This is a genomic window from Clostridium sp. NSJ-49, assembly GCF_014287725.1.
Classification (GTDB): Bacteria; Bacillota; Clostridia; order Clostridiales; family Clostridiaceae; genus Clostridium; species Clostridium disporicum_B.
The window spans coordinates 62,942-85,751 of sequence record NZ_JACOOP010000009.1 but is presented as its reverse complement, the minus strand read 5'-3'; the positions used below and the strand labels follow the sequence as shown (position 1 = coordinate 85,751).

Below are 22,810 nucleotides of genomic sequence, written 5' to 3'. Positions count from 1 at the left end.
GACCCTGTAAAATACCGGGTCAGATTAATTCAAAATTCGATTTGAGATCACTAAAAGCAACCTCGAATTTTAAAGATAAAAGGGAAATCCCATTCATCTATAGTTTAATTGTAGTAATATATTTATTTAACAGTAATTTAAAAATGTAAACTTAAACCACGAGATTCGTGGTTTTCCCCACAGGTGGAGAAATTATTTTCTTTTCCCAACAACTTGGGAATAATTTTATTTTTACAAATAGCGAATCACGATTTACTCAAAGGTAAGTTATTATTAAGTAATGTTGAGTAGTTTAAGTTAAGTAGTTACTATGTATAGTTTTAAAGCAACTACTTTCAATTTATGATTGGAAATGTTATGAGTATTATTCATAACATTGAAATCCTAGAATAGGACTACGGAATATTTCCGTGTTCTTATTAAAGTCGGTTTGAACGATTTTAAAATATTAATTACAGGTATCTGTTAAGTCGATACTTAAGGGTACAAGTAATGTTTGTACCCTTAAGTAAAAAATTCACACTTTAGAACAATGTAGTTACCTTTGATTTTTATATAGTACCTACAAACTAAAGACATTTTTGGCTTCACTATTAAAGTAAGTCAATCTAATAGACCGACATTGTAGTTATTATAAAAGTAAAGTGAGTAACTACTTTTCTTTATTATTTTTCTTAGAGTTCATTAATTTAATTATTTGTTTTGAATTTCTTTTAAAAGTAAATCTTTAATAGTATTAGTAAGTTCTTTACTATAAATTATGTTTAGTAAATTTTCTTTGCTTAACTTATTAAATTCTATTAGGTTTAAATCTTCTATAAGACTTTTAAAATGAAGAATGGCTAGACTTTCATTTATTGAATAATCATCTTTATAAGAAATATCATTATCATTGAGTGGTTCAGGGTTTACTTCTATTAATAGTTCCTCTACACTCTCTATTTTCATGATTATACCATCTTTAGGTTTAATAGAATTCATATGTTTTTTAGTTAATTTCTCAATATAGGATATATTTTTATTAATAAAATTATTTACTTCATGTACTGTTAAATAACTTAAGTCTAGTTTATTGATTTTTTGTTTATCTTCACAAAAATCAATTAAATTTTCAATATACTTCATACTTTTATTCCATATAGGATCAATTTCAACAGTTTTTTTCATATAGGGTTCAACATCAAAGTTAAGAGCTTTCAGTATTTTAAGCAATATTTCATCATTAGGCTCCCTTTTATTGCGTTCGTATTGAGAGATAGCTTGTTCAGTTACACCTACTTTTAAACCCAATTCTTTCATAGTAAGCCCTTCTTTAGTTCTTAAATTTCGAAGGAATTCTCCCATTCCCATATACATCACCTCAAATATATTATATAACATTTTTAATTAAACTAAACATTTTTTGTTTAATTAAATGCAAAAAATTTTTTTAGAGAATAATTTTATATATTGACAACTAAACATAAAGTGTTTAGAATTATATTAAACACTAAACGTTAAGTGTTTAAAAAGGAGGTTTAGAATGTTAGCGTTAAAAATAGCAAGAGTAAAAAAAGGTTGGACACAAGAGGAACTGGCTAAAAATTCAGGAGTTGGGAGAGTTACTATTTCAAATATAGAAAGAAATGGTATTAAAAATATTCCAGTTTATACGCTTGAAAAATTAGCAAAAGCACTTGAGATGACAGTAGCAGAACTATTCTTTAGTGAAGAAGAATAAGAAAAAGCAAAATTGATTTTTCAAAACATATCTAAAATTATTCTGCCATTTATCGCAGAAAGTAAATCATATCTAAATGACACTACAGAGTAAGACATAAGTAAAGTGCAATGCTTTATATGTTATTTCTGCTTATAAAATAAGCTTAGAAATAGATTTGTGTAATAAAAGGTATATTTATACCCAATAAAATTAAAACGCTCTACGGAGCTTATGGAGGGGATAAAATGGAACAGTTACAAGAACAAAGTAAAAAGATACAAGAATATAGAAAAAGAGTTTTAGAAAAAACTTGCACACCAAAAGAATTGGCAGAAGCTTGGGGAATTTCATATACAAAGGTCTTAAGATTAGCAAGGATAGAAGGAGCTCCAGTATTAAGATTTGGTAGAGATATTAGATTTGTATTATCAAAGTTAGATGATTTTTTAGAAGAGCATATAGGAGAAAATTTATTATAGAAAGGTATTGAAATAATGAGTATTAAGATATTAAGTTTATACATATCAAATTGTAAGAGTATGGACAAACAACCTTCATGGGAAGGATTAAGGCTATTTAATAGGGTGTTTAAGTAGGTGGTATAGTGCCAAAAGATAAATTGAATATTTCTTATATGATATCACCTTTGGTTTTAACAGAAAGGCAGTTGTTAATTTATCATAAATTATACATTAAATGTGACTTTTCAGATATGACAGTTAAATATACTTATGAGCAATTGGCCAATGATATCAAATCAATAAATATATCTAAAAAAATTGCAAATAATGAAGTTAAATATTTAATGGAAATGGGATATTTGAAAGAAGTTAAGAAGGGAACTAAAGGAAGTCCTAATATATTTAAAATGGTAAAAATAAGTGAATTTTTAGGGAACGAATTAGGGACGAATAGGGAACAAATAGGGAACGAAAGAAGTAGCAAAAATGAGGGGACAGAGAGTAACGAGGAAATGAATAGGGAACAAATAGGGAATGAAAAGGTAACCCCTATCAAAGATAAAAGAATAAAGAATAATATATATAGTGATTTAATTAAAAATTATCCAGGTAAAAAAATAAAAGCAGTTAGAGATAAAAAGCTACCTAAGATATTAAAAGAATATTCGATAGAAGAAATAGAAAGATGTATAACTAGATATGCTGAAGAATGTAAAGGAAGAGATAAAAAATTTATTTTGAATGAAAGTACTTTTTGGAATGGTAGATATGTAGATTATCTTGATGAAAACTTTGAAGAAGTTAAAAATCCGAAAGAAAAAGATGTAGGAGATTTAATGGAGCAGTTAATGGCAAATAGGGAGGAATAATGGATAGAGATAAATTATATAGTATTGAAGTTGAAGAACAAATACTAGGTATATCAATATATGAAACTAAATGCTTTATTCAAGTTATGGAATTAAAGGTAAAAGAGAGTGACTTTTATTTTGATAGAAATAAGATACTATTTAATGCTATTAAAACAGTATTTAGAGAAAAGCAAACAACAGATATGTTGATGATAACAGAGTATCTAAAGAATAGTAATGAGTTGGATAAAGTAGGGGGGATTACTAGGATTTGCGAGTTAATAGATGGAGTAATAACAACCAGTAATATAAAAGCTTATGTTGAAGCATTGAAAGAATATAGTCAAAAACGATATTTAATTAATATATCTAAGAATATTCAATTGAATATAGATAAAAGTCCCGAAGAGATCCAGCAAGTGATTAATACATTAATAGTTGATATGATAGAAGAATCAGTAGCAGAAACTGTAGAAGGGCAGGAGGAAGAATACTTAAACGTATTAGATAAAAGAATGAAAGGGGAAATAAATCCGTTAAAAACAGGATTGAGGGATTTAGACAATAATATAACTGGATTTAGTGGTGGGGACTTGATAACAATATTTGCCTTTAGTGGAGTTGGAAAAACTACATTAGCAACACAAATAGCACTAAATGTTATACGACAAAAAAAGAAAGTATTGTTTTTTAGTCTTGAAATGCCTAAGGAACAGATAAGAGATAGGATAATATCAAATTTAACCAATATACCGTTTAAGAATATAAAGTACGGCAGATTACAAGATGAAGAGCTAAATAAAGTCATAATTGCCAATAGTTATTTATCTAGAGAGAAAGGCTTATTGGTAAGTGAAGAAGATGAGTTAGTAGATATAACAAGCAAAATACAATATGAGGTTTTGAAACATAACATTGATATTGTTTTTATAGACTATATAAATTTGATTAACATTACTGGTAATAACAAAGAAGAACATCAAAAGATAACTGAATGTACAAGATTATTTAAAAAACTAGCCAAGAGCATTAAAAAGCCGATAGTTATATTAGCTCAAGGAAAGCAAGAATCAGCTAGTAAAATGCAAAATAAAAATATAGCTTTATGGGATAAGGTAGCAGTTAATGATATTGCTGGTGGAGCTTCTGTATATAGAGATAGTGACATAGTTCTAGGTATGTACAGGAATATAGAACTAGATAATAAGTTGGTAAGAGATTATCTAGTAAAAGAGAATGAAAAAAATATAGATTATAATTCGCCTTTAGCTGAAAAAAATCCCGAATGTGTAAATATATTGATTAAGAAGAGTAGAGCAAGTAAAAAAGATATATTAAATTTTAGATGGAAAGCTGAAAATTATAAAATAAGTAATTGGTAACAAAGGAGTGCAAGGAAAATGAAAAAAAGAAATGAATTAAGAGAGGTAATTTTTAAAGGTATATGTGGAGAAAAAAATAAAGGTTTTTTTCATCAATGGGTTGTTGAGAAATGGGGAAATTCTTATGAAGGTATTTCAACATATGTATATGCATTAATTGAAATAGAAAATGGGAAAATCTTAAAGGTTGATTATGAAGATATACAGTTTAAATAAAGGTGAAGAGATGGAGAAGAGCAATAACGAGGAATTAGCCAATAAAGTTTTAGAGATAGGCAAAAAGTATAAGAGTGCAGACAAGCCAACAAAAGTAGAAGTAGGAAAGCTTATGACAGGTAAAAGAAGAGCAACCAAGAGAAAGAAAAAATGCTTATAGATACTACCAATACCTATAAGCAAGGAGCTATCCATAGGATAACACTATAATTCGCAATTTAAGTGTATCCTAATAGCTCCTAAAAATCAATTGTTATTAGGAGGAAATGAAAAAATGAGTAATCTAGAAACACTAAAAAATGAATATTTGCAATTATGCGAGGAATTCGATAGAGCAAGCGATTATATGCATTCTATAGGTGAAAAAATAAGAAGTAAAAAGAGAAAAATAGAAGAATTAGAATCAAGGATATATTTTAAATATAATGGACAAACATATAAGGTTTTATATGAAAAGTTAGATAAACCACATAGAAGTTTATTACTAAGGGATAGAAGGGATGGAACATTTATAATAAAAATTAATAGTAAGCTAACTACAAAAGAGAAGCAAGAGGAATTACATATAATGTTAAAAAGAAAGAAGTGTCTTACATATTATTAGGAGGAAATAATGGCGAAAATACAAATTAGATATGAGAATGAAATAGAAAAAATAAAGATATTAGAGGTTTTATCTAAAGAAATTAAGATAAAAAAGATAAGTAAACCATTAAAAACAGGTAGATATTATAGGGTTTATTTAGATATAGAGTAGGAGTGATTAAATGAAAACTATTGATATAACAGGTATGATTAACTTAGCTGAAAATACAGATAAGATAGCAGAAATTATTGAGGAATACGGATTTTATATAATGTTAGGAAGAGAAGAAGAGTTTATAAATAGTAGATTTAAGAAAGTAGATGAGTTTACAAGAAAAAGGCTGATAAAAGCAATTAAAGAAGCCAATCCATTAATACATCATAAGTATGGATTAATATAATTTACTAATAGATATAAATAATGTAGTTATTGTGTTAAGTATTAAAGTAACTACAAAGAAGGTGAAACAAGATGTATTGTGTAATACAAGAAGTAGAACTTAAGAAAGAAAATACTTATGGATATTATAAGGAACTTGAAGCGTATTATTCTTCATGGACTATGAATGGAGTAGAAAATGGATATTACAGTTATAGATATACTGGAGATAAATTTAAGAGACCTATTAAGAAGGCATATAAGATAAGTATTCATAAGAGCTATAGAGAAAATGGAAAAGTTAAAAAGAAACAATGGGTTATATGTACTATGGGGTATTATGATATTGTTAGTACTTGTGGCTCATGGATAGGTGATTATTGCAATTTAAGTGCAAAGTGTGAAGCGATAGGAATAACTGAAGATGAACTTTATAAGATTGTATATGAAAAGCTAGATCCATTAGTAGAGAAGATAGAAAAAGAGTATCAGCAAACAGAGGAATATAGAACTCATAAAAAGCATGAATGTATACTTGAGAAGTATAGAGAAGATAAAGCTAAGTTTGAGGAGATACATGGCAGTAATTCATATGATAAGTGTTATGATGTATTTGGAACTCTTAGGAATAGTGAAATGCTAGAGAATATTAAAAGACAATATGAAGCAGCTAAAGAATATCAACGTAGTTATTATGAAAACTTTAAAAGTAACTACAGTTACAATTCAAGGAATAGTAGTTATCAGAATAATAAAGCTAGTACCTACAATGAAGAAGATAAAGAAAAGTACAAGAAGATATATAAGACTTTAGCAAAAGCATATCACCCAGATATAGCCAAAGATGATGGGGAAATGATGAAAATAGTTAATCAGTTAAAAGATGAATGGGGGATATAGTAGTTACTTAATAAAGTTATCAAGTAACTACGCTAAAAGGAGTGATACAACTAGATTTAAAGTGTATTTTGTGATAAAATAAATATAAAGATAAAAATAAAATTAAATAAATTTAGTACCATGCTTCAAAAAGCATAAGGCTATAAAGCCACGGGAAATATATCAGTTTAAAAGCTGAATATTATCTCGTGGCTTTTTATTTTGTATTAAAGGAGTTGTTAATGTGGAATCTAGTGCAAAATTAGCAAGGCGAGAGTATATGCGCCAATGGAGAGCTAAGAACAAAGATAAGGTAAAAGCTAACCAAGAGAGATATTGGGCAAATAAAGCTAAAAAAATGAGCGATGAAAAAAGAAAATAAGTTAAAACAGAAATTATTTTATATTAAAGAAAGAAGGAATAAAGATGTCAAAAATTAAAGAAAAAATAACTGAAATTATAGGAAAAGGAAATGAAGAGATAAAGGAAATAAATAAAAGTATTGAAAGATTTAAGGAAACTCCTATATATACAAAGGAGCATAAATTAGAGATAGTTAAAGAAAAACAACAAGAAATATTAAATATAAGAAATAAAGTTAATGAAGAAGTCAGAAATGTGTTTGATGTAGAGATAGAAAGATTAAATAAAGAGAATAGTTATATTGATCATAATCCAGGAGAAACTGCAAATGTGTTGAAGATGATTGAATTAAGTAAGGAAAATATGAGTGAATCGGAAATTAAGCATTTATTCAATATTTATAGCAGCAATAATATAGTTAGAAGAGTATTAATGGCAATAGCGGATAAAAAAGAAATATATATAGATGGATTTGAAAATGTACCAAATATAAAGAAATTAGAGAGTATGAAAGAAAGCTTTAGTAATGCTATTACTTCAACTGGAACAGATGGGATAGAAAGTTTAAAATTGGAGCTATTATATAAGGCTATATAATAACAGATAAATAGTATAAACTAGGGCTTTTTAGGCCCTTTTTGACTATTTGAAATAAGGCTAAACCCTTGATATTACAAAGAAAGGAAGGAGGTACTCCCCCATATGGCAGATAAAATTAGATATAGGCTAAGTAGTCCAAAAGAAATAAGAAAAGTTTTAGCCAAGATTACTAATCAATTAGCAAATAATGAAATAGATCCTAAGAAAGCTAATACCATAGCTTATTTATGTAATTGTATTTTACAGAGTATAAGAGTTGATGAATTAGAAAAGCAAATACAAGAGTTGGAGGATTTAGTTAGTGATAAGTAATAAAAGAATAGCAAAATTAAGAAAAGAGATTTATAAGATAAAAGGAAATCCTAAATATTCAAAGTGTATATTAAAAACTAGGGATGGACTTTATTTATTTCAATTAAGAAAAAGTGTTGAATGTGATAAAGAATGCTATGTACCAATAGATAATGTAATAGATGGTTTAGAAATAATTGAATGCAGTGATTATAGTATAGAGGATATTTTAATTGTAGGGAATGGGGAGAGTGAGCTTATAGTTTTTATAGATGATATTAAATGAAAAAATGTTCAGATAAATTTACAAAACGAACATTTAAAACGTTCATTAAAACTTAGGACTGAACACAACTTGTAAAACAATAATTCTACACATAAAAGAGGTGAGAGCATGAGTAATGAGGAATTAGTACAACTATATCAAAGTGGAGATAATAAAGCCCTAGAAGAGCTAATACAAGCTAACACAGGCATAATAAATAAAATAGCAAATAAGTATAATGGAATAAATAGAGAGTTAGAATTAGAGGACTTATATCAAAACGGAGTATTAGGACTTATTACTGCAGCAAAGAAATATGATTTTAACAATGAAAAGAAAGCTAAATTTATTACTTATGCAGTGTTTTATATAGATAGATACATACATAGGAGTGTTAATGGAGCTAGTAGTAAGGATATATGTAATAATAAACTTTATAATAGTTGTACAAGTCTTAATGTTCCAGTAGGAGAAGATAAAGATATAGGGGAAATAGGGGATATTATAGAAGATATAGACTATGGATTTGAAAATATAGAAGAAGAAATATTTAGAGCCAATCTTAGAAAAGAATTAGAAGAAGTTATGAAAACTCATAATACTTTAGAGCAAAGGGAAGTATTAAAGCTTAAATATGGTTGGAACACTACACCTATGAAACTAGATGATATAGCAGATATATTTAATAGTACAGTAAGTAAAGTAAGGAATATAGAGAATATAGCACTAAGAAAATTAAGGAATAGCTCATGGGCAATGAATAATATAAAAGTATTTGCAGAGCTTGGATATATAGATAAGTTTTATTTAGATGTATTTAGAAATTGGGGAATAGATGTGTAGATGATGAACGGTAGATATGAATTACCGTTCTTTTGTTTAATTACGATATTCTAAAAAGCATATCAAAGGTTATAAATGGAGGTATAGCATGGTTAAAGCTAAAGATATAATTAGAATAAAGAAAGAACATGAAAGGTATAAGAAGTTATTGGAGAATGAAACTGATATTGTAAAGAGATTAAAGTATGGAAGAATGTTCAGAGAATATGAATATAAGGTTTTACAGATAGAGCTACAATTAAATAATATAGAGATAGGACTATATAAAGATGTTGAATTACATAAGAATATATTTGTAGATAGATACATTAATGAGATACCAGTTGAAAGATTAATTGATAAATATAGGTTATCAAGGACAACTATATATAGGATTTCTAATAAGGCTAAGGAATTGTTCGAAAATAAATGGTATTAATGTCATAGTATGAAGGAATTTGCAATTATACATAGAATTGTAGATTTTGAGGGGGAGATAAAATGACAAATAGTAAAAATAATAAAGTATATATTATAAATATAAATAGTATTGTATATGGAATAATATTTTTATTAATTCTCATAAGTACAATATACTTTATATCAAAAGGAATTGGAGATGCTAATGTAACTATACAATCATCAGGGATATATCAAGAGGATCAAGTAATGGCCATAGAGGCCGTGGCTAATAATGTTACGGGAAGAATAAATAATGTAATTGCAGTATCAGCTATATTTTTTGCGATAATAGTTTCATCTATATCAGTGTTTCAATTTGTAAAGGTTAAAGATTTTGATAAAGAAGTAAATGAATTATTAACAGAGAGTAAAATGTTAAAAGATGATTTGCTTTCAAGTAAAGAGCAAGTGGATAGATTAAAATATGAAATTGATAAAATATATGATGAAAAGGATAAAATAAAGCTAGATAATGTTAAAACTCAATTAGAGTTTAATATATATAAAATATCAAATGAGTTTTATAAGAACGGAAGTTGGCTTGACAAAGTTATAGAATTGATTGATGAGTCAATAAATTTAGCCGAAAAGTATCCAGAGGCTATAGATAAAATTGAAGTTTCAAAATTATACTATAGAAAGGCTTATGCATTATATGGTTTAGGAGTTAAAGATGATGCTATATATCTAGCCAATAGAGCTTTAGATAAAGTTAGAGAGAAATATCCTGATATGGAAGTTGAAAATATAAGAGATAGGGATTATGTAGAGGATGTAGGAATGTTTCTTATAAATATTTATTTAGAAGATAACGATGAAAAATTAGTGCAGAAGGTAATAGATAGAATTGAAAAAGTTCTTGATTGGCAATTAGATGATACGATAGCATATTTAAATTTAAACGAAGTAGAAGAAGCTATAAAAATTATACAAGAGAAGAGGAGATATTATGGAGAATATTTCTTGAAAAAATTTAGGAAACATTATTGTGAAGTTGGTTTTGAAAAGTTTAATGATGATGAAAGATTTATTAACTTGATAGAGAGTTTTGGTATAAAATTATAAAAAGATAGAGTTAAGAAGTTCTAGAAATAGAGCTTCTTTTAATTTATGTAATAGAAGTGGGAAAAATAGTGGGAAAATAATAAAAAATTAAAAGCCTTAACTTCACAAATTAAGTGAAATCAAGGCTTTTAACATTACTGTTTTGGTAAATGGTGCCGGCAGAGGGAATCGAACCCTCACGGTTTCCCGCATGATTTTGAGTCATGTGCGTCTGCCAGTTCCGCCATGCCGACTCAATAATCTACATCAATAATGTTAACATATACCATATACTATTGTCAATAAATTTATATTTTTATAAATAGTCAAATATCTTTTTAAAATTAGTAGTTAACTAGACGGAATATAGGAACTAATTGTAGTAATTTGCAATATATTGTTTATAAGTAGAACTATGTGTTATTAGAAGGGAAAACTAAGGTATGGAATGGTTTATGAATTTAAATCCAGTTTTACAAGGTTTATTTGCAACAATTTTTACATGGGCTATTACAGCATTAGGTGCTGGTTTAGTATTTTTCTTTAAAAGTGTTGATAGAAGAATACTAAATACTATGTTAGGTTTTGGTGCTGGTGTAATGGTAGCCGCAAGTTTCTGGTCATTATTAAATCCTTCTATAGAGTTATGTACAGAACTTGGCTATAGTGAATGGATGTTACCTGCAATTGGATTTTTTGCAGGAGGAGTATTTATAATATTGGCTGATAAAATGATGGACAAGTATTCTTATGGTGTTATTAATAAAAGTGATGAAACAAGTGTTGATTCAATAGCTAAAAAATATAAAAAGAGCATATTGTTAGTTACAGCTGTTACTCTTCACAATATACCAGAGGGGTTAGCTGTAGGAGTTGCTTTTGGTGGTGTAGCAGCGGGAATTCCAAGTGCTTCAATAGGTGCTGCGATTACTTTAGCATTAGGTATTGGACTTCAAAACTTTCCGGAAGGTGCTGCAGTATCACTTCCTCTAAGAAGAGATGGGTTATCAGTAGGTAAGAGTTTTCTTTATGGACAATTTTCAGGATTAGTAGAGCCTGTGGCTGGAGTTCTTGGTGCCGTAGCAGCGATTACTGTAAGAAGCATGTTACCTTTTTTATTAGCTTTTTCGGCAGGAGCTATGGTAGCAGTAGTAGGGTCAGAATTATTGCCTGAAGCTTCTATAGAAAATAAAAATTTGACAACAATAGGGTTAATACTTGGATTTATAACAATGATGATATTAGATGTTGCATTAGGATAATTTAAATAAAAATATCTAAAAAAAAGTGGGTAAATCCACTTTTTTTTACAGTTAAATTGAATTATTATAGAAAAAAATATAATATATTCTTGTTACATAGACTTACATCTGTTATTATATTAGATGTAGGATAGATTTATCCCATAGGGATGGATTTTGACCCAGTTATTAAATTTGGCTTTAATCGGACAAGCTAAATGATTTATAAATTAGGGAGGAGAAATATAATATGATGTATTCAAAAGAAGTTGAAGAAATGTGCGTTGTTGCTAAAGGCGCAAATCACGCATGTGCTCCAATTCCAGTAGAAGGAAGATGGGTACAAGCTACTCAAATATCAGACATTTCAGGATTAACTCACGGTATCGGATGGTGTGCGCCACAACAAGGTGGATGTAAGTTAACTTTAAATGTTAAAGATGGAGTTATCCAAGAAGCATTAGTAGAAACAATAGGATGTTCAGGTATGACTCACTCTGCAGCTATGGCTTCAGAAATATTACCAGGAAGAACTATATTAGAAGCTTTAAACACAGACTTAGTTTGTGATGCTATAAATACAGCAATGAGAGAATTATTCTTACAAATCGTATACGGAAGATCTCAAACTGCTTTCTCTGAAGGTGGACTACCAATAGGAGCTGGTTTAGAAGACTTAGGTAAGGGATTAAGATCTCAAGTTGGTACTACTTACGGAACTTTAGATAAGGGACCAAGATACTTAGAAATGGCTGAAGGATACATTACTAAAATCGCTTTAGATGAAGATAATGAAATCATCGGTTACAAGTTCGTTCACCTAGGAAAAATGATGGAAATGATCGGTAAGGGAATGGATGCTAATGAAGCATTAGAAAAAGCTGCAGGACAATACGGAAGAGTTGCTGACGCTGTTAAATTAATCGATCCAAGACACGAATAATTTGTAAGGAGGAATTTAATCATGGCATTATTTGAAAGTTATGAAAGAAGAATAGGACAAATCACTCCAGTATTAGAAAAATACGGAATGAAAACATTAGAAGATGCTAAGGCTGTATGTGATGCATACGGAATAGATCCATATACAATTGTTAAAGAAACTCAACCAATCGCATTCGAAAATGCTGCTTGGGCTTACGTTTTAGGTGCAGCAATCGCTATAAAGAAAGGTTGCACAAAGGCTGCTGATGCTGCTGAAGCTATCGGAGAAGGGTTACAAGCTTTCTGTATCCCAGGATCTGTTGCTGATGACAGAAAAGTTGGTTTAGGACACGGTAACTTAGGAGCTATGCTTTTAAGAGAAGAAACTAAATGTTTCGCATTCTTAGCAGGACACGAATCATTCGCAGCTGCTGAAGGTGCAATCAAAATAGCTGAAAAGGCTAACAAAGTAAGAAAAGAACCATTAAGAGTTATCTTAAACGGTCTTGGAAAAGATGCTGCTAAGATAATTTCAAGAATAAACGGATTCACTTATGTTGAAACTAAATTCGATTTCTTCACAGGAAAATTAGAAGTTGTTCAATCAAAAGCATACTCAAACGGTCCAAGAGCTAAGGTTAACTGCTACGGTTCAAACGACGTTAGAGAAGGTGTTGCTATAATGCATCACGAAGGTGTTGACGTATCAATCACTGGTAACTCAACTAACCCAACAAGATTCCAACACCCAGTTGCTGGAACATACAAGAAAGAATGTGTAGAAGCAGGTAAGAAGTACTTCTCAGTTGCATCAGGTGGTGGTACTGGTAGAACTCTTCACCCAGATAACATGGCTGCAGGTCCAGCTTCTTACGGTATGACTGATACTATGGGAAGAATGCACTCAGATGCACAATTCGCTGGATCATCATCAGTTCCTGCTCACGTAGAAATGATGGGATTAATCGGTGCTGGTAACAACCCAATGGTTGGTATGACAGTTGCTGTTGCTGTTGCTGTTGAAGAACACGCAAAATAATAAAAAATTCAGATAGAGATATTAGAATTTTAATATAAAAGATAAACCTCGTTGATTTTAAAGAATTAACGAGGTTTATTTTTTATCTAAAAATATAGAGTAAAGATTAATAATTGAAATTTATACAATTAAATATGAATAACACCTATGAAGTAGGAGATGTATTAAGTATTTGTTAAGGTAAATATAGTATATTTTAAAAGTAATCTTATATATGAATAAACAAAGTGCTCCGCAAGTCTAAATAATCTTTTTTTTTCATATTATTTATAAAAATATGTTTTTGAAGGTAAATATGATGAAAAAAATTATAAGGTTACAATTAATATATATGGCATTTTGGGCTATCACAATAATATTATTATGTCCATCAATAACAGAGATATATAACTACAGGGATAAGAAGATTTCCGTTGATGAAATGATAAATGAATTAAAATCTGAGGATATGATTGAACCTGTGTATTTTAATATAGAAGAAACTTTGAGAAGAGTTCCAGAAGAGTTAATTAGAAAATTATATAGAATAGGAATAACTATTACTACCACAGATGATATAGGTGAGAATAGTGAATATGGAAGAGTTACATCAAAATATTCTCATAGAAGCAAGACTATTACAATACAGAAGACTTACAGTAATGAAGTGGTTTTGCTTCATGAGATTGGACATGCTATAAGTTATAATGAATTACCATTTATAAAAATATCAGATACATATAGATTTAGAAAAATATATGAAAGTGAAAAGGATTTAATATTTCCTGATGGTGAAAAATTCTATTATCGCAATTTTAATGTTAAGTATGAGTATATAAAAGTAAATTCAGAAGAGTATTTTGCACAGTGCTTTTCCATGTATGTTTTAGGAACTTTACCAGAAGAAACAGAAACGTATAAATTCATTCAAAAATATTTTAAAGAAAAAGGGATAAAAAGTGAATATTGAATTTTTTTTAGTTAATAATTTAGAATAATTATAAAAAAATATAGAAAAAATTGTTAAAGTGAATATAATATATTAGGCAGTAATTTATATACTCCTACAAAATTATAAGAAGAGGAGTGATAACTAAGTGTGGAAATATTTATTGGTTAGTATTTTTCTACTAGTAGTTGCAATTATAGTTATAGTTCGAATAACAACTTCTCAAAAATATAATATTTATAAAAAGTATAAGAGAATGATAAATTTCTACAGGGAAAAATTCTCCAATGATATAAGCAATGACCTTGTATATCAATATATACGTGATATTGATGGATTACCAAAGATTCAAAATTCCACAGAATATATGGATACTTTTATTGAGTTTTATAATTTAATAAATGGAGATAATAAAATAAGTGATGATTTGAAGTTTCAATTAAAAGTATCTTTAAATCTCAAAGGTATCCGAGTTTAGGATATATATGTATAAGGCTATTTAATTTACTAAGTAGCCTTTTTAATTATGATACTGTTTAATGGTATTAAGTAATTTACTTAATATAAGTATATTAATTTATGACATATATCATTTTGATATAAAATTGACACTATTTTATAGTATAATGTAGAAGTAATTAAATTTTTATTGATAATTGCCAATGAGGAGAGGTAAAAAATAATGGAAAATTTCATTTTAAATAGAATTAATTTAACTGTTAACAATTATAAAATTGCAAGGATGGAATTAAGAAATGATGGAGATTTATTAAACCATTTTGCATCATTAGTATTTTCGCATTATGAGAGTGAAATACCAGTTGAAAGAATTAAAGAAATTAGAAAGTATATAAAAGCAGCAACACCAAGGCTGTCTATTTTTAGAGGAGATGTTCTGTATTTAATATCAATACTTATTGCATCTTTAGATAAGAGTATAGAAGAAGAATTGATTCAAAATATGTTTGACTACATGAATATATTAGAAGAAAAATTTGTAGAAGGAGCTCATTTGGCTCTTACTGCGTACGTTTTAGCTAGATATGGAAGAGATAAAGATAAAGAAGTATTAGTACAGAAGATGCTAGATACTTATTATGTTCTAAAAGAAAAATATTATAATATAACACAAGATGATGATTATTTAGTTTGTGCTTTATGGGCATTAAATGATATTGAGCCAGACGTTATAAATGACTTTGTAGAAAATGTTTTTGAGCATATTGCAGATGCTAATATAAGATCTAAAAATGGAATTCAAGGTTTAGCTAATGCAATACTTTTAAACGGTTCATCAGGGCATATGTATAGAAGCGTAGAGTTTATTCAACAACTAGAAAAAAGAAACATAAAGATTGCTAATCAGTTTTTACCGCTTATAGGAATACTATACAATATTAATCCGAGAAGAAATGTTGATTTAGTAGAAGGTGTAATCGAAGAGCTATGTGATCAAGAAAGTGAATACGAATATTATATAGATAAAGGTTTTAGAACTATAATAGCTATTTCAATAATTGCTTTTTGCAATAATTCAGAAAATAAGGTTTATATAGATGAGTTATTAGCGCATGGAATATTATCTTTTATAAATAGTAAAAATAAAGGTATGTTTTCAGAAGTATTAAACTAGGTGGTAGATATGTACAAGATAATATTACATGTTGATATGGATGCATTTTTTGCATCGGTAGAACAAAGAGACAATCCAAAACTAAAAGGTAAACCTGTAATAGTTGGAGGAGTAAGTGAAAGAGGTGTAGTATCAACATGTTCATATGAAGCAAGAAAATATGGGGTTAAGTCTGCAATGCCTATATTTATGGCTCAAAAGTTATGTCCTCAAGGAATATATTTAAGAGGTAGATATTGGAGATATAAAGAGGTATCTGCACAAATTTTTAATATATTTAGAGAAATAACACCTTTAGTAGAGCCTCTTTCAATAGATGAGGCATATTTAGATATCACAAATAGCAGATTTGAAGATTATAAAGAGGCTGCTTTATATATCAAAAAAAGAGTATATAAAGAGGTAGGACTAACATTATCTATAGGTATATCATATAATAAATTTTTAGCTAAGCTTGCTTCAGATTGGAATAAGCCTAATGGAATAATGGTTATTACTGAAGATATGATTCCAGAAATATTAAAACCCTTATCTATATCTAAAATTTATGGACTAGGACAAAAATCTGTTAGACGTTTAAATAATATGGGAATGTATAAAATTGAAGATTTATATGCTCATCCTAAGGAGTTTTTTATAGAGTATTTTGGAAAGTATGGTATAGATATTTATAATAGAATTAGAGGAATAGATAATAGAGCTGTTACACCAAATAGAGATAGAAAATCTTATGGAAAAGAAACTACTTTAAAATCTGATACCGATGATAAAGAAGAGTTAAAGAGGTATATTGAAGATTTTAGTTTACAGATAAGTAATTATTTACAGCAGAAGAATATATTTATTAAGACTGTTACAGTTAAATATAAAACTAGTTCTTTTATAAATCATACTAGGAGTAAAACGCTTTTATATTATATTAATAAAGCTGAAGATATCTATAGTGTTGCTACTGAAATAATTGAAGAAGAAGTATTTAGTGAAACTATAAGATTAATAGGATTAACTGTAAGTAGTATAAAAGAAGAAAAGGTTGAGCAATTAACATTATTTTAAGAATTTCTAAAATTTGTTTAATTATACAGTATAATAATTAAAATATGCATTACTGTAATTGTTGAATAAATGCTTTTCATTTTACATATTGTAGATTATAATTAGTAATTAGAATACATCATTTATTTTTGGAGGTATAGTATGGAAAATATAAATATTGCAAGAATGATAGATCATACAATTTTAAAGCCAGAAGCAACTGAAGCAGAAATTATGGAACTTTGTAAAGAAGCAGTTAAATATAATTTTGCATCAGTATGTGTAAATCCATCTATGGTAGCTAAAGCTGCTACAATTTTAGAAGGAACACCAGTTAAGGTTTGTACTGTAATAGGATTTCCTTTAGGAGCAACAACAACAGAGGTTAAGGCATTTGAAACTGAAGATGCTATAAAAAAGGGTGCAACTGAAGTTGATATGGTTATAAATGTTGGAAAATTAAAAGAAAGAGATTTAGCATACGTTAAAAATGATATACAAGCTGTAGTAAATGCTGCAAAAGGAAAAGCATTAACTAAAGTTATAATAGAAACTTGCCTTTTAACAGATGAAGAGAAGGTTATAGCTTGTGAATTATCAAAAGAAGCTGGAGCAGATTTTGTTAAGACATCTACAGGATTCTCAAAAGGTGGGGCAACTGCTCACGATATAAAACTTATGAGAGAAACTGTAGGTCCAGATATGGGAGTAAAAGCATCTGGTGGAGTAAGAAGTAGAGAAGATGCTTTAACTATGATAGAGAATGGAGCTACAAGAATAGGTGCATCTGCATCAATAGCTATTTGTGAAGGAAAAGAATCAAATTCTACGTACTAAAAATAAATATAAAAATATCAAAAAGGAATCACTTTAAATAGTGGTTCTTTTTATTTTAAAAATAAATTTTAGTTTTAAGAAAAAACATTACCTAAAATTTAGATATGAGAATATTAATATAATATATAACTGTATAAAGGTAAAAACTACTGATTTTAATCAAGTTATACTTTGGATAGGAGGTTTATGAGAAAAGAACTAAATCCAAACGAAATATTGTTTGACTTATCAATACCAGAAAACGATGAATTTAAGGAGATACAGGGGATTCCAGAATTTAATGAAGCATATAAGAGGATTAGTAGAGCACTAAGCATAGATAAAGAGGGATATAATTTATATTTAATAGATTCATTTTCAAAAGATAAGTTAAAAGAATTAATTAGTTATATTGAAAATGAATATAAAGATCTAAATTCACCAAAAGATATTTGCTACGTAACTATAGGGGATGAGAAAAAGCCAGAAGCTATATTTGTTTCAAATGGAAAGGGAAACAAATTAAAGGAAACGGTGGAAGGAATTAAAAATGCATACTTAGAAACAATAGATGATTTTTATAGGGAGTCAACAGAAGAAGAGAAGGACTTTTTAGTAGAAGAGATTCAAGGAAGAAGAAATGAGTGTATAAATGAGCTTATAGAATCAGCAAAGAAAGAGGGGTTTGAAGTAAAGGCTAGTTCTAAGGGGTTTGCATTTATTCCTTTGAATGGGGAAGAGGCAATGACAGAAAAAGAATATGATAGCCTAGATGATGATAAGAAAGAAATAATAGTTGAAAATGCAGGCAAGCTAAAAAAGAGAGCAGAGGTTGTTCTAGAAGAACTAAAAAATTTAGAGATGAAGTCTATGAAAAAGCTTAAAAAAATATACACTAAGTTTTTAATTAATAATATGGAAGAATATAAGGATGAAGCCTTAATAGAATTTATAACAGATGATGATTCTTACGAGTATTTAGAAAAATTATTTACATCTATAGAAGAAAATATTGTAGAGTGCTATACCATGAGTCTTGAAGACGATGAAAATGAAATATATGAAGTTCTAAATAAATATGATGTTAAAGTTATAGTAGATAATAGTAAGAGTCCTTGTCCACCAGTTATTTTTGAAGAAGATCCTAACTTAAATAATTTGATTGGAACAATAGAGTATGAAAATCATAATGGAGTTTATACTACAGACATATCATTAATAACAGCAGGATCATTATTAAAAGCTAATGAAGGATGTTTAATTTTAAGGTTAAGCTCTTTAGCTACAAATCCTTCAAGTTATTACTATTTAAAGAAGATACTATTATCTAATACATTATCTTTTGATAACAATAAAAGTTATATGGAATTTATTAATGTCAGTGGACTTAAGCCGGCACCTATACCTATAAAAGTTAAAGTAATTATAATTGGTGATTATGATTCATACGATATTTTATATAATTCAGATGAAGACTTTAGAAAATTATTCCCTTTAAGAGCAGAGTTTTCTCCTATTGTTGAAATAACTGATGATGTTATAAAGACTGTAACAAGTGAAATAAATAATAAGATAAGAAAAGAAGAGTTATTAAAAGTAACTAGTAATGGATTAAGAGAGATTTTTAAATATTTATCTAGAAAAGCTAGTTGTAAAAATAAATTATTTGTAGAAAAGTATACTATAGAAAGGTTATTATTATTAGCTAACCATTATGCAGTTGAAACTAAGAGTGATAAAATAACAGAGAAAGAAATAATAGAAGTTGCTTATGAAGAAGAAGCTATATTAAAAGAAATGATGAAATTATACAATGAAAAAAAGATATTAATTTCAGTTAAAGGAGAAAGAATAGGAGCTATTAATGGACTAGCTGTGCTAGATACTGGATATTATACTTTTGGAAAACCTATGAGAATAACTTGTGTTGCATATAAAGGTACAGGAAGAATTGTAGATATTCAAAAGGAAAGTAATCTAAGCGGAAAGATTCATGAAAAATCTATAAATATATTAAAAGGGTTATTAACTAATATTTTAAATCCATATGAAGAAATTCCTGTAGATTTTCATTTAAGCTTTGAACAGACTTATGGATTGGTTGAAGGAGATAGTGCATCTATTGCTGAAATAATATCAATATTATCTGCTCTTAGTAGAAAACCAATAAAACAAAATATAGCAGTAACTGGTTCAGTAAATCAGTTTGGAGAAGTTCAGGCTATTGGTGGAATAAATGAGAAAATAGAAGGATTTTATAGAGTTTGCGAGATAATAGATACTATAGAAGGAAAAGGGGTTTTACTACCAGCAGCTAACAAAGATGAAATTACTTTAACTCCGAATGTTGAAAAAGCTATACTGGAAAATAAATTTCATTTATATGAAATGGAAACATTAAATGATGCTATAGAAGTATTGTTATTAAGTGAAGGAGAAACTATAGATAAATTCTATGAAGAAGTAAATAATGAAATAAATAAATATAAATCTAAAAAATGTTGAAGTTATAAAAAGGTATCATTGGGTGAATGATACCTTTTTATAATTAAATTTTAAATTATAAGATGTAATAAAAGTTGACTACTTAACATACATTATGTTAAAATTATGGAAAAAGAAGGAAGAAAAAGGGGGTGTAACTCTAAATAATATATTTAGAGTTGATTAATATGTATCTAAATTTTGATAAACAAGATAACACTTTAATTGTTTATTTAATTGGTGAATTAGATCATCATAGTGCTGAAGAAGTAAGAGTTAAGATAGATGATAGAATAGACAGAGATAATATTAAATCATTAGTTATGAATTTTAAAGATGTTACTTTTATGGATAGTTCAGGAATAGGTGTAGTTATAGGAAGGTCTAAGAAACTTCAAGGACGTAATGGAAATGTATGTATTGTTGAAGTAAATAACAGAGTTGATAAGGTATTTAAGCTATCAGGATTATATAAAATCATTAATAGTTACGAAAATTTAGAAGAAGCTATTAAATGCATTTAATGGAGGGGTTTTTATGTTAGATAACAAAGTATGTATAGAATTTGTAAGTAGGTCAGAAAATGAAGGGTTTGCAAGAGTAGCAGTAGCTGCATTTGTTTCTCAATTAGACCCGACTATAGATGAGTTAGCTGATATTAAGACTGCAGTTTCAGAAGCTGTAACAAATTCTATAATTCATGGTTACGAAAATAAAAAAGAGGGAATAATTAGGATAGAAGCATCAATTAGTAGTAATGAAGTAACTATAACTATAATAGATAATGGTAGAGGAATAAAAGATGTAGAACAAGCAAGAGAGCCTCTTTATACATCAAGACCAGACCTAGAAAGATCAGGAATGGGCTTTACTGTTATGGAAACATTTATGGATAGTTTAAATGTAGAAAGTGAATTTGGAAAAGGTACAAGAGTTATCATGAAGAAAAAATTTAATTAATTATGTTAGGGGAGTATTATGAAAAATGGTAATGTAAGAAAAGAAGACTTTAATTACAATGATAATTCTCAATTAATACTGTTAGCTAAAGATGGTGATAAAGATGCAATGAATATATTAATAGAGATGAATTTGCCACTAGTATCATCAATTAGTAAGAAGTTTCTAAATAGGGGCTATGACTATGAGGATATTTTTCAAATTGGATCTATAGGTTTAGTTAAAGCTATTAAAAACTTCGATAATAAATATAATGTAAAGTTTTCTACTTACGCTGTTCCTATGATAATCGGTGAGATTAAGAGATTCATAAGAGATGATGGAATGATAAAAGTAAGTAGGAATGTAAAGAGTTTAGCAAGAAAGATACATTTTGATAGAGAAATTCTTACTAAAAAGCTAGGAAGAGAACCATCTGTTGATGAATTATCAGAGTATGCAGGTATTGATAAAGAAGATATAGTCTTTGCTATGGAATCAGCAAGTGGATTATCATATCTTTATGATACAATACATCAAGATGATGGGTCACCAGTTTTATTAATAGATAAATTAAGTGAAAATGGTGAAGAAGATAGTGGTATGATAAATAAGATTGCGTTAAAAGAGGCATTAAGAGGTCTAGATGATAAATCAAGGCAAATAATTATGCTAAGATATTTTAAAGATAAAACGCAAGTTCAAGTTGCAAAATTATTAGGTATAAGTCAAGTTCAAGTATCGAGAATAGAAAAGAAAGTACTAATGCAAATGAAAAGCAAATTAGAGGATGTGTAAACTAAAGAAAATGAAAAATAGAATAAATAAAAGAAGTAAGTAAAACACCTAAAACACATTAAAGTGTATATGGTGTTTTTTTATTTATTAATAATAAAAAAATTTAATAGATAAATATACTAGAGAATTAGCTTTTTTAGGCATTTTTTTTGAGTTTAGAGGAATAATACATATATGTTAGGAAGGAGAGATTATTATGGCTGACATTTCTAAGAAAGAAGAAAAGATATTAAATGAATTTCAAGATCTTAGTAAGCAAGCAAAACCTAAGCCAAAATATTTTAAAAATATCATATTAGCATTCATAGTAGGTGGAATTATATGTACAATTGGCCAATTTATTTTGAATATGCTAATTAAATATGGAATCCCAGAAGAAGAGGCTAAAAAGTGGCTTCCTGTAATAATGGTTTTTCTAGGAGCATTGTTAACAGGATTAGGTGTATATGATAAGATAGCCACTTTTGGAGGTGCTGGAACTGTAGTTCCTATTACTGGTTTTGCTAATGCAATGGTTGCTCCAGCAATAGAATTCAAAAAAGAAGGATTTGTATTTGGAGTAGCAGCAAAAATGTTTACTATAGCAGGCCCAGTTCTTGTATATGGAATAGGTACTTCAGTCCTAGTAGGTTTAGTATATTATGTATTAAAATTATTTGGAATGATATAGG

General features: G+C 28.2%; 31 protein-coding genes and 1 tRNA gene. 30 read left to right on the top strand and 2 right to left on the bottom strand.

Annotated features, from left to right (window positions below):
* Positions 1–693: 693 nt before the first annotated feature.
* Positions 694–1,344: a helix-turn-helix transcriptional regulator gene (locus H8S10_RS05075; protein WP_279287139.1), complete on the bottom strand. Its 651-nt coding sequence runs from the start codon at positions 1,342–1,344 to the stop codon at positions 694–696.
* 178 nt (positions 1,345–1,522) lie between these two features.
* Between H8S10_RS05075 and H8S10_RS05070 the strand changes: the two genes are divergently transcribed.
* The 17 genes from H8S10_RS05070 to H8S10_RS04990 all read left to right on the top strand — a co-directional run bounded on the left by H8S10_RS05070 (position 1,523) and on the right by H8S10_RS04990 (position 10,323).
* Entirely contained in the window at positions 1,523–1,720 is a 198-nt protein-coding gene (locus tag H8S10_RS05070; RefSeq protein ID WP_186838116.1) for a helix-turn-helix transcriptional regulator, read from the top strand.
* Positions 1,721–1,947: 227 nt separating this feature from the next.
* On the top strand, positions 1,948–2,181 hold the full coding sequence (locus H8S10_RS05065; RefSeq protein ID WP_186838115.1) for a helix-turn-helix domain-containing protein: 234 nt from the start codon (positions 1,948–1,950) through the stop codon (positions 2,179–2,181).
* Positions 2,182–2,306: 125 nt separating this feature from the next.
* Positions 2,307–3,032: a hypothetical protein gene (locus H8S10_RS05060; RefSeq protein ID WP_186838114.1), complete on the top strand. Its 726-nt coding sequence runs from the start codon at positions 2,307–2,309 to the stop codon at positions 3,030–3,032.
* Positions 3,032–4,396 carry a DnaB-like helicase C-terminal domain-containing protein gene (locus H8S10_RS05055; protein WP_186838113.1) on the top strand — a complete coding sequence of 455 codons (1,365 nt, stop codon included), beginning with the start codon at positions 3,032–3,034 and terminating at the stop codon, positions 4,394–4,396. Before H8S10_RS05060 ends, H8S10_RS05055 begins: the two co-directional genes overlap by 1 nt.
* An 18-nt stretch (positions 4,397–4,414) precedes the next feature.
* Positions 4,415–4,612, top strand: coding sequence for a hypothetical protein (locus H8S10_RS05050; protein WP_186838112.1), 198 nt, complete (start codon positions 4,415–4,417; stop codon positions 4,610–4,612).
* Between the two features lie 10 nt (positions 4,613–4,622).
* Positions 4,623–4,772 (top strand): hypothetical protein, encoded by a 150-nt coding sequence (locus H8S10_RS05045; RefSeq protein ID WP_186838111.1) that lies wholly within the window; start codon positions 4,623–4,625, stop codon positions 4,770–4,772.
* 114 nt (positions 4,773–4,886) lie between these two features.
* Positions 4,887–5,216, top strand: coding sequence for a hypothetical protein (locus tag H8S10_RS05040; protein WP_186838110.1), 330 nt, complete (start codon positions 4,887–4,889; stop codon positions 5,214–5,216).
* Positions 5,217–5,225: 9 nt separating this feature from the next.
* Positions 5,226–5,369 (top strand): hypothetical protein, encoded by a 144-nt coding sequence (locus H8S10_RS05035; protein WP_186838109.1) that lies wholly within the window; start codon positions 5,226–5,228, stop codon positions 5,367–5,369.
* A 10-nt stretch (positions 5,370–5,379) separates the two neighbouring features.
* Positions 5,380–5,598, top strand: coding sequence for a hypothetical protein (locus H8S10_RS05030; RefSeq protein WP_186838108.1), 219 nt, complete (start codon positions 5,380–5,382; stop codon positions 5,596–5,598).
* 71 nt (positions 5,599–5,669) lie between these two features.
* Positions 5,670–6,476 carry a hypothetical protein gene (locus tag H8S10_RS05025; protein ID WP_186838107.1) on the top strand — a complete coding sequence of 269 codons (807 nt, stop codon included), beginning with the start codon at positions 5,670–5,672 and terminating at the stop codon, positions 6,474–6,476.
* A gap of 223 nt (positions 6,477–6,699) precedes the next feature.
* Positions 6,700–6,837: a hypothetical protein gene (locus H8S10_RS05020; protein WP_186838127.1), complete on the top strand. Its 138-nt coding sequence runs from the start codon at positions 6,700–6,702 to the stop codon at positions 6,835–6,837.
* Between the two features lie 44 nt (positions 6,838–6,881).
* Positions 6,882–7,415 carry a hypothetical protein gene (locus H8S10_RS05015; protein WP_186838106.1) on the top strand — a complete coding sequence of 178 codons (534 nt, stop codon included), beginning with the start codon at positions 6,882–6,884 and terminating at the stop codon, positions 7,413–7,415.
* A 105-nt stretch (positions 7,416–7,520) separates the two neighbouring features.
* The gene (locus H8S10_RS05010) at positions 7,521–7,730 is read left to right on the top strand and encodes a hypothetical protein (RefSeq protein WP_186838105.1); all 210 of its coding nucleotides are present in this window, start codon (positions 7,521–7,523) and stop codon (positions 7,728–7,730) included.
* The gene (locus H8S10_RS05005) at positions 7,720–7,995 is read left to right on the top strand and encodes a hypothetical protein (RefSeq protein WP_186838104.1); all 276 of its coding nucleotides are present in this window, start codon (positions 7,720–7,722) and stop codon (positions 7,993–7,995) included. The genes H8S10_RS05010 and H8S10_RS05005 overlap by 11 nt, the downstream gene beginning before the upstream one ends.
* Before the next feature lie 108 nt (positions 7,996–8,103).
* Entirely contained in the window at positions 8,104–8,817 is a 714-nt protein-coding gene (locus H8S10_RS05000) for a sigma-70 family RNA polymerase sigma factor (protein ID WP_186838103.1), read from the top strand.
* Positions 8,818–8,905: 88 nt separating this feature from the next.
* Positions 8,906–9,235, top strand: coding sequence for a hypothetical protein (locus tag H8S10_RS04995; RefSeq protein WP_186838102.1), 330 nt, complete (start codon positions 8,906–8,908; stop codon positions 9,233–9,235).
* Between the two features lie 62 nt (positions 9,236–9,297).
* Positions 9,298–10,323 (top strand): hypothetical protein, encoded by a 1,026-nt coding sequence (locus H8S10_RS04990; RefSeq protein ID WP_186838101.1) that lies wholly within the window; start codon positions 9,298–9,300, stop codon positions 10,321–10,323.
* Between the two features lie 150 nt (positions 10,324–10,473).
* Here the strand turns inward: H8S10_RS04990 and H8S10_RS04985 are convergent.
* A tRNA-Leu gene (locus tag H8S10_RS04985) sits at positions 10,474–10,556 on the bottom strand.
* 189 nt (positions 10,557–10,745) lie between these two features.
* Between H8S10_RS04985 and H8S10_RS04980 the strand changes: the two genes are divergently transcribed.
* The 13 genes from H8S10_RS04980 to spoVAC all read left to right on the top strand — a co-directional run bounded on the left by H8S10_RS04980 (position 10,746) and on the right by spoVAC (position 22,809).
* Positions 10,746–11,564 (top strand): ZIP family metal transporter, encoded by an 819-nt coding sequence (locus H8S10_RS04980; protein ID WP_186838100.1) that lies wholly within the window; start codon positions 10,746–10,748, stop codon positions 11,562–11,564.
* Positions 11,565–11,793: 229 nt separating this feature from the next.
* Positions 11,794–12,486, top strand: coding sequence for a hypothetical protein (locus H8S10_RS04975; RefSeq protein WP_055268403.1), 693 nt, complete (start codon positions 11,794–11,796; stop codon positions 12,484–12,486).
* A 21-nt stretch (positions 12,487–12,507) separates the two neighbouring features.
* On the top strand, positions 12,508–13,506 hold the full coding sequence (locus H8S10_RS04970) for a GGGtGRT protein (RefSeq protein ID WP_055268401.1): 999 nt from the start codon (positions 12,508–12,510) through the stop codon (positions 13,504–13,506).
* A gap of 295 nt (positions 13,507–13,801) precedes the next feature.
* Positions 13,802–14,455, top strand: a complete 654-nt coding sequence (locus tag H8S10_RS04965) for a hypothetical protein (protein ID WP_186838099.1) — start codon at positions 13,802–13,804, stop codon at positions 14,453–14,455.
* A 127-nt stretch (positions 14,456–14,582) separates the two neighbouring features.
* Complete coding sequence (locus H8S10_RS04960) at positions 14,583–14,912, top strand: hypothetical protein (RefSeq protein ID WP_186838098.1); 330 nt, start codon at positions 14,583–14,585, stop codon at positions 14,910–14,912.
* Positions 14,913–15,116: 204 nt separating this feature from the next.
* Positions 15,117–16,067: a DUF4003 family protein gene (locus H8S10_RS04955; protein ID WP_055268395.1), complete on the top strand. Its 951-nt coding sequence runs from the start codon at positions 15,117–15,119 to the stop codon at positions 16,065–16,067.
* A gap of 9 nt (positions 16,068–16,076) precedes the next feature.
* Positions 16,077–17,123, top strand: a complete 1,047-nt coding sequence (locus tag H8S10_RS04950) for a DNA polymerase IV (protein WP_186838097.1) — start codon at positions 16,077–16,079, stop codon at positions 17,121–17,123.
* 141 nt (positions 17,124–17,264) lie between these two features.
* Positions 17,265–17,939, top strand: coding sequence for a deoxyribose-phosphate aldolase (gene deoC / locus H8S10_RS04945; RefSeq protein WP_055268391.1), 675 nt, complete (start codon positions 17,265–17,267; stop codon positions 17,937–17,939).
* 186 nt (positions 17,940–18,125) lie between these two features.
* Positions 18,126–20,423, top strand: coding sequence for an AAA family ATPase (locus H8S10_RS04940; protein ID WP_055267364.1), 2,298 nt, complete (start codon positions 18,126–18,128; stop codon positions 20,421–20,423).
* Positions 20,424–20,590: 167 nt separating this feature from the next.
* Complete coding sequence (gene spoIIAA / locus H8S10_RS04935) at positions 20,591–20,926, top strand: anti-sigma F factor antagonist (protein WP_055267366.1); 336 nt, start codon at positions 20,591–20,593, stop codon at positions 20,924–20,926.
* Positions 20,927–20,939: 13 nt separating this feature from the next.
* A complete protein-coding gene (spoIIAB, locus tag H8S10_RS04930; protein ID WP_055267368.1) occupies positions 20,940–21,362 on the top strand; it encodes an anti-sigma F factor in 423 nt (140 codons plus the stop codon).
* Positions 21,363–21,380: 18 nt separating this feature from the next.
* Positions 21,381–22,139 (top strand): RNA polymerase sporulation sigma factor SigF, encoded by a 759-nt coding sequence (gene sigF, locus H8S10_RS04925; protein ID WP_055267370.1) that lies wholly within the window; start codon positions 21,381–21,383, stop codon positions 22,137–22,139.
* A gap of 205 nt (positions 22,140–22,344) precedes the next feature.
* A complete protein-coding gene (gene spoVAC, locus H8S10_RS04920; protein WP_055267478.1) occupies positions 22,345–22,809 on the top strand; it encodes a stage V sporulation protein AC in 465 nt (154 codons plus the stop codon).
* Position 22,810: the final 1 nt, after the last annotated feature.

Bases quoted from the DNA above. Each gene is read 5' to 3' on its own strand.
- H8S10_RS05075 (WP_279287139.1), bottom strand. From the start codon at position 1,344: ATGGGAGAATTCCTTCGAAATTTAAGAACTAAAGAAGGGCTTACTATG.
- H8S10_RS05050 (WP_186838112.1), top strand. From the start codon at position 4,415: ATGAAAAAAAGAAATGAATTAAGAGAGGTAATTTTTAAAGGTATATGT.
- H8S10_RS05030 (WP_186838108.1), top strand. From the start codon at position 5,380: ATGAAAACTATTGATATAACAGGTATGATTAACTTAGCTGAAAATACA.
- sigF (WP_055267370.1), top strand. From the start codon at position 21,381: ATGAAAAATGGTAATGTAAGAAAAGAAGACTTTAATTACAATGATAAT.
- spoIIAA (WP_055267366.1), top strand. From the start codon at position 20,591: ATGTATCTAAATTTTGATAAACAAGATAACACTTTAATTGTTTATTTA.
- H8S10_RS05015 (WP_186838106.1), top strand. From the start codon at position 6,882: ATGTCAAAAATTAAAGAAAAAATAACTGAAATTATAGGAAAAGGAAAT.
- H8S10_RS05010 (WP_186838105.1), top strand. From the start codon at position 7,521: ATGGCAGATAAAATTAGATATAGGCTAAGTAGTCCAAAAGAAATAAGA.
- H8S10_RS04965 (WP_186838099.1), top strand. From the start codon at position 13,802: ATGATGAAAAAAATTATAAGGTTACAATTAATATATATGGCATTTTGG.
- H8S10_RS04950 (WP_186838097.1), top strand. From the start codon at position 16,077: ATGTACAAGATAATATTACATGTTGATATGGATGCATTTTTTGCATCG.
- H8S10_RS05065 (WP_186838115.1), top strand. From the start codon at position 1,948: ATGGAACAGTTACAAGAACAAAGTAAAAAGATACAAGAATATAGAAAA.
- H8S10_RS04955 (WP_055268395.1), top strand. From the start codon at position 15,117: ATGGAAAATTTCATTTTAAATAGAATTAATTTAACTGTTAACAATTAT.
- H8S10_RS05000 (WP_186838103.1), top strand. From the start codon at position 8,104: ATGAGTAATGAGGAATTAGTACAACTATATCAAAGTGGAGATAATAAA.
- H8S10_RS04975 (WP_055268403.1), top strand. From the start codon at position 11,794: ATGATGTATTCAAAAGAAGTTGAAGAAATGTGCGTTGTTGCTAAAGGC.
- H8S10_RS04990 (WP_186838101.1), top strand. From the start codon at position 9,298: ATGACAAATAGTAAAAATAATAAAGTATATATTATAAATATAAATAGT.
- H8S10_RS05070 (WP_186838116.1), top strand. From the start codon at position 1,523: ATGTTAGCGTTAAAAATAGCAAGAGTAAAAAAAGGTTGGACACAAGAG.
- H8S10_RS05055 (WP_186838113.1), top strand. From the start codon at position 3,032: ATGGATAGAGATAAATTATATAGTATTGAAGTTGAAGAACAAATACTA.
- H8S10_RS05040 (WP_186838110.1), top strand. From the start codon at position 4,887: ATGAGTAATCTAGAAACACTAAAAAATGAATATTTGCAATTATGCGAG.
- H8S10_RS04970 (WP_055268401.1), top strand. From the start codon at position 12,508: ATGGCATTATTTGAAAGTTATGAAAGAAGAATAGGACAAATCACTCCA.
- H8S10_RS05045 (WP_186838111.1), top strand. From the start codon at position 4,623: ATGGAGAAGAGCAATAACGAGGAATTAGCCAATAAAGTTTTAGAGATA.
- H8S10_RS05025 (WP_186838107.1), top strand. From the start codon at position 5,670: ATGTATTGTGTAATACAAGAAGTAGAACTTAAGAAAGAAAATACTTAT.
- deoC (WP_055268391.1), top strand. From the start codon at position 17,265: ATGGAAAATATAAATATTGCAAGAATGATAGATCATACAATTTTAAAG.
- H8S10_RS04980 (WP_186838100.1), top strand. From the start codon at position 10,746: ATGGAATGGTTTATGAATTTAAATCCAGTTTTACAAGGTTTATTTGCA.
- H8S10_RS04995 (WP_186838102.1), top strand. From the start codon at position 8,906: ATGGTTAAAGCTAAAGATATAATTAGAATAAAGAAAGAACATGAAAGG.
- H8S10_RS05035 (WP_186838109.1), top strand. From the start codon at position 5,226: ATGGCGAAAATACAAATTAGATATGAGAATGAAATAGAAAAAATAAAG.
- H8S10_RS04940 (WP_055267364.1), top strand. From the start codon at position 18,126: ATGAGAAAAGAACTAAATCCAAACGAAATATTGTTTGACTTATCAATA.
- spoIIAB (WP_055267368.1), top strand. From the start codon at position 20,940: ATGTTAGATAACAAAGTATGTATAGAATTTGTAAGTAGGTCAGAAAAT.